The following is a 13,575-nucleotide window of genomic DNA, read 5'->3' as shown; positions in this document are numbered from 1 at the left end:
GCCGTCCCCTCCCCGAGCGGAGGGGGCGGCCCGTACCGCTCGGGCGAATTTGACCCCCCGTGTCGGCCGCCCGTAACCTAGACCGTCGGCGTGTCTGTCGAGACGCCGCGCCTCTGAGCACCTCCCTCCCGCTCGCCGGGAGAGGCCGCTCGTCCGATTCCGGAACGCCGCGGGCCCCCGGGCCCGTGTGAGCGGCTGGCTTCAGAGGTTTCGATCCCGAGTGAGAGAGAGATCCGCGTGTACGCCATCGTGCGCAGCGGTGGTCGCCAGCACAAGGTTGCTGTCGGCGACATCGTTGAGGTTGACAAGATTTCCACTGCCAAGGTTGGCGACACGGTCGAGCTCTCGACCCTGCTCGTTGTCGACGGCGACGCCGTGACCAGCGACCCGTGGGTCCTGGACGGCATCAAGGTCACGGCCGAGGTCGTGGACCACCACAAGGGCGCCAAGATCGACATCCTGCGCTACAAGAACAAGACCGGCTACCGCCGTCGCCAGGGTCACCGCCAGCAGTACACGGCGATCAAGGTCACCGGTATCCCCGCGGCTGCGAAGTAAGAGGGACTGAGACATGGCACACAAGAAGGGCGCATCGTCCACCCGGAACGGGCGCGACTCCAATGCCCAGCGGCTCGGCGTGAAGCGCTTCGGCGGTCAGGTCGTCAACGCGGGTGAGATCCTGGTCCGCCAGCGCGGCACCCACTTCCACCCCGGCGCGGGCGTCGGCCGTGGCGGCGACGACACGCTGTTCGCCCTGCAGGCCGGTTCGGTGCAGTTCGGCACCCACCGTGGCCGCAAGGTCGTGAACATCGTTCCGGTCGCCTGATCGGATCTTTCGCGGAGGCGGACCTCACTTCCCGACAGGGGAAGCGGGTCCGCCTTTCGCGTGTTACTAGATAGACATTCCGTACGTAATAAATGGAGGCACCACCATGACCACCTTCGTGGACCGCGTCGAGCTGCACGTCGCCGCGGGTAACGGAGGCCACGGCTGCGCCTCCGTCCATCGCGAGAAGTTCAAGCCGCTCGGCGGGCCCGACGGCGGCAACGGCGGCCGCGGCGGCGACGTGATCCTGGTCGTCGACCAGGCGGTCACCACCCTCCTCGACTACCACCACTCCCCGCACCGCAAGGCCACCAACGGCCAGCCCGGCGCCGGCGACAACCGCTCCGGCAAGGACGGCCAGGACCTGGTCCTGACCGTGCCCGACGGCACCGTCGTCCTCGACAAGCAGGGCAACGTCCTCGCGGACCTGGTCGGCCAGGGCACCACCTTCGTCGCGGGCCAGGGCGGCCGCGGCGGCCTCGGCAACGCGGCGCTGTCGTCCGCGCGCCGCAAGGCCCCCGGCTTCGCGCTCCTCGGCGAGCCCGGCGAGGCCCGGGACGTCGTTCTGGAGCTCAAGACCGTCGCCGACGTGGCCCTCGTCGGCTACCCGAGCGCCGGCAAGTCCTCGCTGATCTCGGTCCTGTCGGCCGCCAAGCCGAAGATCGCGGACTACCCGTTCACCACGCTCGTCCCGAACCTGGGCGTCGTCACGGCCGGTTCGACCGTCTACACCATCGCCGACGTCCCCGGCCTGATCCCGGGCGCGAGCCAGGGCCGCGGCCTGGGCCTGGAGTTCCTCCGCCACGTGGAGCGCTGCTCGGTCCTCGTCCACGTCCTGGACACGGCCACGCTCGAATCCGACCGCGACCCGGTCTCCGACCTCGACATCATCGAGGAGGAGCTGCGGCAGTACGGCGGCCTGGAGGACCGGCCCCGGATCGTCGTCCTCAACAAGATCGACATCCCGGACGGCCAGGACCTCGCGGACATGATCCGCCCGGACCTGGAGGAGCGCGGCTACCGGGTGTTCGAGGCCTCCGCCGTGGCCCGCACCGGTCTGAAGGAGCTCTCCTTCGCCCTCGCCGGCATCGTGGCCGAGGCGCGCGCGGCCAAGCCGAAGGAGGAGGCGACCCGGATCGTCATCCGCCCGAAGGCCGTGGACGAGACCGGCTTCACGGTCACGTACGACGAGGCCGAGGACGTGTACCGGGTGCGCGGCGAGAAGCCGGAGCGCTGGGTCCGCCAGACCGACTTCAACAACGACGAGGCCGTGGGCTACCTGGCCGACCGCCTCAACCGCCTCGGCGTCGAGGACGAGCTGATGAAGGCGGGCGCCCGCTCGGGCGACGGCGTCGCGATCGGCCCCGAGGAGAACGCGGTCGTCTTCGACTGGGAGCCCAGCATGACGGCCGGTGCCGAGATGCTCGGCCGCCGGGGCGAGGACCACCGCCTGGAGGCCCCGCGTCCGGCGGCCCAGCGCCGCCGGGACCGGGACGCCGAGCGCGCCGACCCGCAGCGCGAGTTCGACGAGTTCGACCCGTTCTAGGACGTGTCCGGACGGAACGTGTCCGGAGAGCAGTGCCGTCCGTGCGTCGGACGGCACGTCTCCGGACACGGTCCGGCGGAGTCCGGAGCCCCTCGGCCGCCCGGCGGGCGGGCCGCGGGGCTCCCGTAGGATCCTGCTCGTGAGTACTGTTCCCCCGCCAGAGACCGCAGGCAGGCTCAGCGTCGTCGTCATCGCCTACAACGACGAGGAGCTGGTCGGCGAAGCCGTCAGGTCCGCGCTCGCACAGGGGCCCGTGGTGGCCGAGGTCGTGGCGGTCGACGACCGCTCCGACGACGGCACGGCGCGGGTGCTCGACGAGCTGGCGGCCCGGCACCCCCGGCTGCGGGTGGTGCGCCGCACGGAGAACAGCGGCGGCTGCGGCACCCCGCGCAACGACGGCATCGCCGCCGCCACCGCCCCGTACGTCATGTTCCTCGACAGCGACGACGTCCTGCCGCCCGGCGCCGCCGAGGCCCTGGTCGCCGCCGCGGAACGGCACCGGGCCCCCGTCGCCGTCGGCGTCTGCGTGCGCCGCGAGCTCCCCGAGGGCAGGGACGTGCGCTGGCAGCCCGGCCTCTACCGGGAGCCGGCCGTCCTGGAGACGCCCGGGGAGCTGCGCCCCCTCGTCCACGACACCCTCTGCGTCAACAAGGTCTACGAACGGGCCTTCCTCGACGCGCACGACATCCGCTTCCCCGACGGCCGGTTCGTCTACGAGGACTTCCTCTTCACCGCCCGCGTGTACGCGGCCGCCCCCCGCGTCGCCGTGGTCCCCGACACCGTCTACGTCTGGCACGTCCGCCGGTCCGCCGCCCGGCTGTCGATCTCCCTCGACCGGAAGGACGTCTCCAACTGGCGGTCCCGGGTCGCCGCCCACCGCGCGGCCGTCGAGACCTTCGCCGGGGCGGGACGGACGGACCTCGCCGCCGCCTGCCGCACCAAGTTCCTCGAACACGACCTGCGGATGTACGCCAGGGACCTGCGGCGGTACGACGCCGACCACCGCGCCGAGTGGTGGGAGGTCACCCGCGAGCACCTGGCCGGCTTCCGGGAACCGGAGATCGCCGCCGCCGTCGCCCCCGCCCGCTGGGCCGCGCGCTTCCTGCTGGCCGCGAAGGAGCCGTGCGACCTGCTCCGGCTGTCCCGGCTGTGCGCCCGGCCGCCCCGGCTGCTCGCGCCGTACGCCGGCACCCGCGCCGACGCCGTCTGGTCCGAGGAACTGCCTGAGGTCCGCCTCGACGGCATGGACCGGCTTCCGCTCGGCGAACTGCCGCTCGTCGTCGACGCCGTCCTGCGCCCCGGCGACCTGACCCTCACGGCGCGGGACCTGTACGGACGGCTCGCCGAGGCGGGCCCCCGCACCGCCGAGATCGCGTTCCTGCCGCGCGGCGGGGCCGGTCCCGTCCACACCGAACGGGTCGACCTCCGGGCGGTGACCGGCGAGGACGGGGCGGAGCCCCACTGGACGGGCCGCGCCCCGGTCCGCCTCAACCGGCTGGTCGGCGCCGGACGGCGGCTCGGCCGCCGGGGCGTCCAGCTGTGGGACTTCACCACCACGGTGACCTGCGCGAACGGCGAGTCGTACACCACGGCGCTCCGGCCGGTGGCCGGAACCCAGCGGCGATCGGTGCTTCCGAGCAGCCGGTACGGTGTACTCCTGGTGCAGCAGTACACCACGGCGAACGGTTCGCTGGCGGTACGGATGGTGTCCGGTGCCCGGGACGGCTTCCGGGTGGTCAGGGCCCGGTTCCGCCGGTTCGTCCGCAGTTCTCAGTGAAAGGTTTTTGGGCGTTATGACTTATCTGATCACCGGTGGTGCCGGATACATCGGCTCGCACGTGGTCCGCGCCATGACGCAGGCGGGCGAGCGGGTCGTCGTCCTCGACGACCTCTCCACGGGCTACGAGGCGCGGGTGCCGGAGGGCGTGCCGCTGGTGGTCGGATCGACGCTCGACCGCGAGGTCCTGGACCGCACGATCGCCGAGCACGGCGTGACCGGCGTCGTCCACCTCGCCGCCAAGAAGCAGGTCGGCGAGTCCGTCGAACTGCCGCTGCACTACTACCGCGAGAACGTCATCGGCCTCACGGTCCTCCTGGAGGCCGTCGCCGCCGCCGGCGTGCGCAACTTCCTCTTCTCCTCCTCCGCCTCCGTCTACGGCATGCCGGACGTCGACCTCGTCACCGAGGAGACCCCCTGCCTGCCGCTGAGCCCGTACGGCGAGACGAAGCTGGCGGGCGAGTGGCTGGTCCGCGCGGCGGGCGCCGCCCACGGCATCTCCACGGCCTGCCTGCGCTACTTCAACGTGGCCGGCGCGGCGACCCCCGAGCTGGCGGACACCGGGGTCTTCAACCTGGTCCCGATGGTCTTCGAGCGCCTGGACGCGGGGGAGGCCCCGCGGATCTTCGGCGACGACTACGACACCCCCGACGGCACCTGCGTCCGCGACTACATCCACGTCGAGGACCTGGCCGACGCGCACCTCGTCGCCGCGCGCAAGCTCGCGGAGTGGGCCGACGCGGGCGCGCCGCGCGACCTGACCGTCAACATCGGCCGCGGCGAGGGCGTCTCCGTCACCGAGATGGTGGCGCTGATCAACGAGATCACCGGTCACACGACCGAGCCCCTCGTCACCCCGCGCCGCCCCGGCGACCCGGCCCGGGTCGTGGCCTCCGCCGACCGCATCGCCGCCGAGCTGGGCTGGAAGGCCCGCCACGACGTGCGCGACATGATCGAGTCGGCCTGGACCGGCTGGGTCGCCCGCCGCGCCGCCGCCGTCTGACGTCGTAGGGAACGCACGACGCCGTACGGAACGCACGCGAAAGGGCCGGGGAGTCGCCTCCCCGGCCCTTTCCCGTACCGTACGAACGGGTTCCCGCGTGTCGCGGTCCGTCAGCGCTCCAGGAAGGCGAACAGCGCCTCCCAGCGGTCGGTGATCTCGTCGGACGAGTACCGCTTCACGTTCTCGAAGGCCGCGTCGCCCATCCGGTCGCGCAGCTCCTTGTCGGAGATCAGCGCGCTGATGTGCCCGCCCAGCTCCGCCGCGTTGCCGAGCCGCGCGAGCAGCCCGTCCTCGCCGTCCCGGATGATCTCCCGGACGCCCGGCGCGCAGTCGAACGCGGCACAGGGCACGCCCGCCGCCATCGCCTCCAGGAGGGTGATCGGGAAGCCCTCGGCGCGGGACGCCTGCGCGAACACCGAGGCCCCGGTGAGCGCCCCGAGCACGTCGTTGGTGCGGCCCATCCACTCCACGGACCCGTCGAGGCCCAGCTCGGTGGTCTGCCGCCGCAGGGACTGCTCCTCGTCGCCGGTGCCGTAGATCCGCAGCTTCCAGTCCGGGTGGCGAGGGGCGATCTCGGCCCAGGCGTCGAGCAGCATGTCGACGCCCTTCTCGTGCGAGAGGCGGCCGACGGAGACCACGACCTTCTCCTCGCGCGGCACCGGGGCCGGCGGCATGAACGGCAGGGCGTTCGGCATGTGGCCGACGTTGTCCATGCCGGCGCGGATCAGCTGGTCCGCGTCGCCCGGGGTGAGGGCGAGGAGCCGGTCGACGTCCCGGTAGTGGCGCTTCACCCGGGCGAGCCGGGAGGACGCGGCGCTGGCCTCGTACGACTCGTGGCTCATGCCGATCACCATGAGGCCCTTGGTGTCGGCGAGCGCGACCCACTCCATCGCCCACACCTGGGTCACGATCACGACCGCGCCGGGCCGGGCGGCGGCGAAGAGCGCCGTCATCCGGTCCGCGCGCTCCCGCATCCCGGCGGCGCGGGCGGCGTGCCGCCGCCGCTCCGCCGCGTTGAGCTTGCCCTTGAGGCCGCGCAGCGGCTTCACCTGCGGCGGGTGCGCGTCGTACAGCGTGGTGGTGTCGTACGGCAGCGGGTCCGGGAACTCGTGCCGCCGGCCGGCCGGGGCGGGGGTGATGCCGATGACGTGGAGCCGGTGGCCGCGGGCGGCGAACTCGCGGGCCATCTGGTGCGTCCAGGTGGTCACACCGCCCATCTCGTCCACGCTGTTGGAGACGATGAAGACGTCGCGGCCGCCGGACACGGCGGTCTGGTGGGTCACTTCCCGCTCCCGGTGAAGAACTTGGCGACGATCCGGCGGGCCGCGTCGCCCCGGTCGTACTCGCTGAACTCTGCGTTGAACCGCTGGCGGGCCGCCGCGTACTTGGTGTCGGCCTCGTCCTTGAAGTTGGCTACCACTCCGAAGAGTTCCTCCTCCGTGGCCACCACCGGCCCCGGAGCGCGCTCCTTCAGGTCGAAGTAGGTGCCCCGGTTCTCCTTGGCGTACTCGTCGTAGTCGTAGGTGAAGAAGACCATCGGGCGGTCGAGCAGCCCGTAGTCGAACATCACGGACGAGTAGTCGGTGATCAGCCCGTCCGCGAGGGCGAGCAGCGGGGTGACGTCGTGGTGGGAGGAGACGTCGATCACCCGTCCCCGCACCGACGGCGGCAGCGTCACGCTGTTCAGGTAGTGCGTCCTGATCAGCAGCGTGTGGGTCTCGCCGAAGCGCTCGGCGAACGCCTCGACGTCGAACGGGGCCTTGAAGGCGCGGACCTTGCCGCCCGGGGCGGCCCGGAAGGTCGGCGCGTACAGGAGCACCTTCTTCTCCGGGTCGATGCCCAGCTCCGCGGCGAGTTCGCCGCGCTCCCGGACGCCGCTCTCGGCCTCCTTGCGACGGGTCTCGGCCAGCTCGTCGTTGCGCGGGTAGCCGACGGGCAGCAGCACCTCGTCGCGGAGCCGGAAGCCCTTCGCGAGGGTCCGCCGGTCGTGCTCGCCGCGGATCAGGAAGTGGTCGAAGCGGTCCAGGGACTCCTGGAAGGAGGCCTGGGCGGCGAGCCCGCGCGCCTTGGTGCCGGGCTCGTCGAAGCCCATCCGCTTCAGGGCGGTGCCGTGCCAGGTCTGGATGTACGTGGTCCCCGGGCGCTTGGCGAGGCGCAGCGGGAAGCCCTGGTTGTCGATCCAGAACTCGGCCTGGGCGAGCGCCCGCAGGTACTGCCAGCTCCAGCGCTTCACGAGGGTGGCGTCCTGCGGGAAGCCGGTCGGCCTAGCGCCCTCGTAGGACCACACGGCCTCGAAGGGGACGCCCTGGCGGCGCATCTCCTCGTAGATCGCCTTGGGGCTGTCGCTGTACTGCTTGCCGAGGTGGCTCTCGAAGACCACGAGGCCCTTGCGGATCGGCAGCTTGCTGTAGAACTCGTGGTAGACGCGCAGCTTGGTCTCGCCCGAGTTCAGGTCCCTCCGGGCCTTCAGCAGGCGCCGCAGGCTCGTCTTCGCCAGCCGGGCGGTGCGCCCGTGCATGGCGCCCTCGATCATCGAGGAGGTGCGCACGGCCGCCCTGCCCTCGGCGGAGAGCACGTAGGAGAGGTTGCCCTTCTTCGTGATCTCGGGGACGAGACGGTCGGAGACCAGCGTCGTCAGCCGCGGACGGACCTTCAGGGAACGCGCGTTGTCGAGGGAGGTGCCGCCGACGGAGACCCGGGTGCGCAGCTCCCGGCCGTCGACCGTGAGGACCAGCCGGACGTCCCAGACCGCGTCGATGACGCCGAGCGGGCGCACGGTGCGGGCGACGTCCGCCGTGCCCTCCCACTCGATCCACTCGCCGGCGTGCCGGACCGACGTCACCGGGATGCGGGCGGTCCTGCCGCCGACGCTGCGGCGGGCGGAGAACTCCAGGACCGCGCCGAGCTTCGCGTCCGGGGCGATCCGCCCCAGCGGGTTGACCACCCGGCCGGCCAGCCTGACGACGCCGTCGGTGCTCTCGTACGAGGTCAGCCGGTTGCCGAGGGCGAGCGACGTGAGCGGGCGGGTGTGGAAGCCGCGCGCGGTGACGTCGAGGACCTGGCGGCCCTGCTCGGTGTCCAGGTGCCGGTCGCACCAGTAGACCTGCCCGTCGACCTCGGCGAGCGGGGAGGTGAGGCGGCCCGCGTTGGTGAGCGCCTCGGTGGCCGGGAGCAGGTTGTCCCAGTCCTCCTTGCTCAGCAGGTAGGCGCAGATGGCGTGCAGCGGCTGCACCTCCTCGTACGCCCTCGGGTCTATCTCGGCGAGGTAGCCGTTGGCCAGCTCGGCGAACTCGCGCCGGTAGTCCTCGTCGAGCAGCGACAGGTCGCGGAAGTGGAGCACCAGGTCGTGCTTGAGGAACTTGATGTCCTTGCGGTACTTGAGCTCGTCGTAGCCCTTGCTCTCCAGCAGGGCGTCCACCCGGCGGTGTATCTCCATGCGGTGCACGAAGTTGGCGATCTCGTGGCGCCGGTTGCTGATCGACTTGGCGGCGGCGCTCTCCTGCACGTTCCAGTAGTAGACCGTGTTCGGGATGAGCGTGATCCGGCTCGCGGCGACGTAGGCCTGGGCCGAGAAGAGCAGGTCCTCGTAGTGGATGCCGACCGGGAACTCCAGGCCGGACTCCAGGAGGAACGCGCGGCGGTAGCACTTGTTCGTCGACAGGGTGTCGAAGGTCAGCAGGTCCGGCAGCTCGGTGATCGAGTCGACCGTCCGGGTCTCGGAGTAGATCCAGGGGTACCAGGCGGTGGTCTTCTTGTGGCGGCTGTCCAGGTGCACGCGGACGCAGAGGCCGGAGACGATGTCGGAGCCGGTGCCCTCGGCGGCGTCGAGCATGTTGCGGCAGGCGTTGCGTTCGAGGACGTCGTCGCTGTCGAGGAACATGACGTACTCGCCGGCGCACTGCTGGATGCCGTAGTTGCGCGGAGCGCCGCAGCCGCCGCTGTTCCGCGGGAGCTGGAAGGCTCTGACCCGGTCCGGGTGCGCGGCGGCGAGCGCCTGGGCGACCTCGAAGGTGCTGTCCTTGCTGCAGTCGTCGACGATCACCACTTCGACGCCGTGCAGGGTCTGATCCAGAACCGATCGAACGGCCGTCGGGAGACGCTCTGCGTCGTTGTATGCGATGACGACCACGGAGACGTCAGGCACTTGCACCTCGATCCATTTGTCTTTCCTCCAGACACACCCAAGCTACCTGGTGTTCCCCGTCCGGCTCTTCGTGCCTCTCGGCGGCGCGGGGCCGCCGCGTTCCGATCGTGACGGAAGAAACGGACGCGCGGGGCAACCGTTCCCGCGTGTCGGAAGTCGCCCGTACGGGCGGTTTCCCACGGGCGTCGTCCGCGTCGGTCCGTGCGAGGGGAAAAGGTACCGCGAACGCCCTCGCACCCGGCGGATCGGGGTGACGGGAAACACACCCCGGGGCCCCCGCGCCGCTGCGGACGGAACAGCGGTGACACGGTCGTTCCCACGTCGCGGAAGCACATCCTCCGCTTCCCTTACCTCGTCACGTCGCGAAATGGCGCCCTTGCCGCCTGTGATAATCCACGCCTTCCCGGAGACCCGTCCCGAGGTGACGAGCGAGGTGAATACCACGTATTTTCGAGGTCTTTCCCTCATGCTTTATTGTGTGGACGACATGCCGACCGGGACGGCCGCGCAGGGCACGCCGGACGGTCATCACCACCTCGTACCGCTCGGTGCCGCTTGCAGAAGAGCCCGGTGGTGGCCCCTCAGAGCGTTCTCTCGTCCATCACTTCTGGAGTGACCGTTCCATGACCAAACTCTCCGTCGTCGTTCCCTGCTTCAACGAGGAAGACGTCGTCGAGCTCTTCGACGCGCGGATGCGTCAGGTGCTCGACACCCTCGCGGTCGACTACGAGATCTGCTACGTGGACGACGGCAGCTCCGACGGGACGCTGGGCAAGCTGCGCGAGATCGCCTCGCTGCACCCGAACCGCACCCAGTACGCCTCCTTCAGCCGCAACTTCGGCAAGGAGGCCGGCATGCTCGCGGGCCTGACCAAGGCCGTCGGCGACGCCGTGGTGATCATGGACGCCGACCTCCAGCACCCGCCGGAGCTGCTCGGCCGCATGCTGGAGCTCTACCACCAGGGCCACGACCAGGTGATAGCGCGCCGCACCCGCGAGGGCGACAAGAAGATCCGCAGCGCCCTCAGCCGCACCTACTACCGGGCCGTGAACCGCTGGGTGGACGTGGAGCTCACCGACGGCGTCGGAGACTTCCGCCTGCTCTCCCGCCCCGCCGTCGACGCGCTGCTCTCGCTCCCGGAGTACAACCGCTTCTCCAAGGGCCTCTTCTCCTGGATCGGCTTCGACACCGTCACCTTCGACTACCAGAACGCCGCGCGCGAGGGCGGCGAGACGAAGTGGAAGTTCAGCTCCCTGGTCAACTACGGCATGGACGGGCTGATCTCCTTCAACAACCGTCCGCTGCGCATGGCCCTCTGGCTCGGCATGATGCTGACCGGCCTCGCCGCCCTGTACGCGGTCTGGGTCGCCGTCAACGCCATCACCCAGGGCATCGACTCGCCCGGTTACGTCACCCTGGTCGCGATCATCGTGGGCCTCGGCGGCGTGCAGATGATGATGCTGGGGCTGATCGGCGAGTACATCGGCCGCATCTACTACGAGACCAAGCGCCGGCCGCACTTCCTCGTCAAGGAGACCCACCGCTCCGTCGGCCGCACCATCGCCGACAGCGCCGCCGAGCACCTGCGCGTCGCGACCCCCGAGCGGGAGCGCTGATGGGCGCGGGCCGGGACGGACGCCCCGGCCCCTCCGGGGACGCCGACGGTCCCGGCCCCGTCGGGAAGGCCGGTCCTGCGGCGGGCGCCGGTCCCGCCGGGCAGGCCGGTCCCGTAGGGCAGGTCGGTCCCGCGACGGGCGCCGCCCCCGCCGGGCAGGCCTCCACGCGGCGGGCGCGGCTCGCCGAGATCTTCCGCTTCGGCCTGGTGGGCGGGGTCAACACCGGCACGTTCTTCGGGTGCTACCTGCTCCTGCACCCGTGGATGCCGTACCTCGCCGCGAACTCCCTCGCCTTCGTGCTCAGCATGATCGGCTCCTTCTTCCTCAACACCTACTTCACCTACCGCACCCGCCCCACCTGGAAGAAGTTCGCCCTCTTCCCCCTCGCCAACCTCACCAACTTCCTGGTGCAGAGCGCCGGCCTGTTCGTGCTCGTCACCTGGGCCGGAATGGACGACAGGATCGCGCCACTCGTGGCGGCCGTCTTCGCGATCCCCTTCACCTATCTGATCTCCCAGCGGATCCTGGTGCCCCGCGGCACCGGCCCGGCGTCCGCCGCGTCCGGCCCGTCCGGTCCGGGGAGCGAAACGGACGAGCGGCAGCCCTCCCGGCTCGCGTAGATTGCCCTGGCAGCCGGGCGCGGAGCGCCCGGCGCCACGGGACGGCCGAGTGAGGACGACGCAGGTGACGACGCAGGTGACGGGTCAGACGGACAGCGCGAGGCAGTACGTGACGGAGGCCCGCAGGATCGTCGTCAAGGTCGGCTCCTCCTCCCTCACCACCGCCTCCGGAGGCCTCGACGCCGACCGGGTGGACGCCCTCGTCGACGTGCTCGCCAAGGTCCGCAGCGGCGGCGAGAAGGAGATCGTCCTGGTCTCCTCCGGCGCCATCGCCGCGGGCCTCGCCCCGCTCGGCCTCACCCGCCGCCCCAAGGACCTCGCCCGCCAGCAGGCCGCCGCCAGCGTCGGCCAGGGCCTGCTCGTGGCCCGCTACACCGCCTCCTTCGCCCGCTACGGCGTCCGCGTCGGCCAGGTCCTCCTCACCACCGACGACACCAGCCGGCGCGCCCACTACCGCAACGCGTACCGGACCCTCGACCAGCTCCTCACCATGGGTGCGCTGCCCGTCGTCAACGAGAACGACACCGTCGCCACGGACGAGATCCGCTTCGGCGACAACGACCGGCTCGCCGCCCTCGTCGCCCACCTCGTCCGCGCCGACCTGCTCGTGCTGCTCTCCGACGTCGACGGGCTCTACGACGGCGACCCGTCCAAGCCCGGCACGTCGCGGATCGCCGAGGTCTCCGGCCCCGACGACATCGCCCACGTCGAGATCGGCTCGGCCGGCAAGGCGGGCGTCGGCACCGGCGGCATGGTCACCAAGGTCGAGGCGGCCCGGATCGCCGCCGCCGCCGGCATCCCCGTCGTCCTCACCTCGGCGAGCCGCGCCGCCGACGCCCTCGCGGGACGGGACACCGGCACGTACTTCCACCGCACCGGCCGCCGCTCCGCCGACCGGCTCCTCTGGCTCGCCCACGCCTCCACCCCGCAGGGCTCCCTCACCCTCGACGACGGGGCCGTCCGCGCCGTCGTCGAGGGCAAGAAGTCCCTGCTCGCGGCCGGTCTCGCGGGTGTCGAGGGCGACTTCGTGGCCGGTGACCCGGTCGAGCTGCGCGACGCCGCCGGCCGGGCCGTCGCCCGCGGCCTCGTCAACTTCGACGCCAAGGAGATCCCCCGGATGCTCGGCCGCTCCACCCACGAGCTCGCCAGGGAACTGGGCCCGGAGTACGAGCGCGAGATCGTCCACCGCGACGACCTCGTCGTCATCGGCTGAGGGTGCCGCGGCCCGTACGCGCCCCGGCCGGACGGCCCGCCGGGCCGGAAGCCGCGCACCGTACGCCATTCGTCGGACGCCACCCGCCGAAACGGCCGAAACTGCGGCCATCCGGAAGGGACGTTCACCAAAACCGCCCCAAGCGCCGCCTCGGACTGGTCAACTTTGTCTCGGGGGTTAAGAGCAAGGCGGGGTACAGCACCACACGCATCACACAGGAGGCCGCCGGTGAGACGAGCGCGCCCAGGGGCGCCGCCCCGTGGGACTGCCGAACGCGCCCTGACCAGTGTCGAGGCCGGAGCCGACTTCGACGAGGCACGGGACAGGTCCACGGACAGGAAGACCGAGACCACCACCGACACGGATGAGGCACGCGAGACACGTGAGGCACGCGCCGAGGAACGGCCCGTGTCCAAGCTCTGGCACATCACCCTCAGCGTGTCGGGCGTGGAGTCGCCGCTGAAGGAGGTGCGACGGGGGCTCGAACAGCTGGCCCACGACCATCCCTTCCTGCTGACCAGCCGCTACGCCAACGATCACGCCGAGATCCGGTACTGGGAGGAGGCCCGCGACCTGCACGACGCGGCGGCCGTCGCCCTGCGCCTGTGGGGCGAGCACCGGCAGACCGCCAAGCTGCCGCCCTGGGAGATCGTGGGCCTGGAGGTCATCGACCGCGAGACCTACCACCAGCGGATCGCGGAGGGCTACGGCCCGCCGCCCGCCGCCCCGGTCGGAGTCCACCCCTACTGAGGGGCGGGACCTCCGGCGGAGGGCGACCGGGACACGCCCCGGGACCCGTCCGGGACGTGCCTCCGGGTGCGCCATGGGAG

11 protein-coding genes are annotated in these 13,575 nt (G+C 71.4%); 9 read left to right on the top strand and 2 right to left on the bottom strand.

The genetic code is table 11. The annotated features are described in order from the left end of the window. Positions 1-237: 237 nt before the first annotated feature. The 5 genes from rplU (at position 238) to galE (ending at position 5,152) form a co-directional block, all read left to right on the top strand. Positions 238-558, top strand: coding sequence for a 50S ribosomal protein L21 (gene rplU, locus AB0398_RS13565; protein WP_018487143.1), 321 nt, complete (start codon positions 238-240; stop codon positions 556-558). Between the two features lie 13 nt (positions 559-571). Further along, the gene (rpmA, locus tag AB0398_RS13560) at positions 572-826 is read left to right on the top strand and encodes a 50S ribosomal protein L27 (RefSeq protein WP_010041940.1); all 255 of its coding nucleotides are present in this window, start codon (positions 572-574) and stop codon (positions 824-826) included. Positions 827-932: 106 nt separating this feature from the next. Further along, entirely contained in the window at positions 933-2,372 is a 1,440-nt protein-coding gene (obgE, locus tag AB0398_RS13555; protein WP_366374650.1) for a GTPase ObgE, read from the top strand. 139 nt (positions 2,373-2,511) lie between these two features. Next, on the top strand, positions 2,512-4,149 hold the full coding sequence (locus AB0398_RS13550; protein WP_366374648.1) for a glycosyltransferase family 2 protein: 1,638 nt from the start codon (positions 2,512-2,514) through the stop codon (positions 4,147-4,149). A 16-nt stretch (positions 4,150-4,165) separates the two neighbouring features. Then, positions 4,166-5,152, top strand: coding sequence for a UDP-glucose 4-epimerase GalE (gene galE / locus AB0398_RS13545; RefSeq protein WP_366374646.1), 987 nt, complete (start codon positions 4,166-4,168; stop codon positions 5,150-5,152). Positions 5,153-5,262: 110 nt separating this feature from the next. Here the strand turns inward: galE and AB0398_RS13540 are convergent, their stop codons facing one another. Together AB0398_RS13540 and AB0398_RS13535 are read right to left on the bottom strand one after the other, a co-directional pair. Next, the gene (locus AB0398_RS13540; RefSeq protein ID WP_366374645.1) at positions 5,263-6,435 is read right to left on the bottom strand and encodes a glycosyltransferase; all 1,173 of its coding nucleotides are present in this window, start codon (positions 6,433-6,435) and stop codon (positions 5,263-5,265) included. Next, positions 6,432-9,302 (bottom strand): CDP-glycerol glycerophosphotransferase family protein, encoded by a 2,871-nt coding sequence (locus AB0398_RS13535; RefSeq protein WP_366374643.1) that lies wholly within the window; start codon positions 9,300-9,302, stop codon positions 6,432-6,434. Before AB0398_RS13535 ends, AB0398_RS13540 begins: the two co-directional genes overlap by 4 nt. Positions 9,303-9,919: 617 nt before the next feature. Between AB0398_RS13535 and AB0398_RS13530 the strand changes: the two genes are divergently transcribed. The 4 genes from AB0398_RS13530 to AB0398_RS13515 all read left to right on the top strand — a co-directional run bounded on the left by AB0398_RS13530 (position 9,920) and on the right by AB0398_RS13515 (position 13,495). Next, entirely contained in the window at positions 9,920-10,912 is a 993-nt protein-coding gene (locus tag AB0398_RS13530; RefSeq protein ID WP_366374642.1) for a glycosyltransferase family 2 protein, read from the top strand. Positions 10,913-11,100: 188 nt separating this feature from the next. Continuing rightward, entirely contained in the window at positions 11,101-11,532 is a 432-nt protein-coding gene (locus AB0398_RS13525; RefSeq protein ID WP_366375214.1) for a GtrA family protein, read from the top strand. A 109-nt stretch (positions 11,533-11,641) separates the two neighbouring features. Further along, positions 11,642-12,745 (top strand): glutamate 5-kinase, encoded by a 1,104-nt coding sequence (gene proB, locus AB0398_RS13520; protein ID WP_366375212.1) that lies wholly within the window; start codon positions 11,642-11,644, stop codon positions 12,743-12,745. 228 nt (positions 12,746-12,973) lie between these two features. Then, positions 12,974-13,495: a hypothetical protein gene (locus AB0398_RS13515; RefSeq protein WP_366374640.1), complete on the top strand. Its 522-nt coding sequence runs from the start codon at positions 12,974-12,976 to the stop codon at positions 13,493-13,495. Positions 13,496-13,575: the final 80 nt, after the last annotated feature.

The sequence above is a fragment of the Streptomyces sp. NPDC086147 genome, from assembly GCF_040702165.1.
Lineage (GTDB): Bacteria > Actinomycetota > Actinomycetes > Streptomycetales > Streptomycetaceae > Streptomyces.
This window is presented reverse-complemented; position numbering and strand designations above follow the sequence as displayed.

What these genes read in the sequence shown, in the direction of transcription:
- rpmA (WP_010041940.1), top strand. Translation starts at nt 572, where the DNA reads ATGGCACACAAGAAGGGCGCATCGTCCACCCGGAACGGGCGCGACTCC.
- obgE (WP_366374650.1), top strand. Translation starts at nt 933, where the DNA reads ATGACCACCTTCGTGGACCGCGTCGAGCTGCACGTCGCCGCGGGTAAC.
- galE (WP_366374646.1), top strand. Translation starts at nt 4,166, where the DNA reads ATGACTTATCTGATCACCGGTGGTGCCGGATACATCGGCTCGCACGTG.
- AB0398_RS13530 (WP_366374642.1), top strand. Translation starts at nt 9,920, where the DNA reads ATGACCAAACTCTCCGTCGTCGTTCCCTGCTTCAACGAGGAAGACGTC.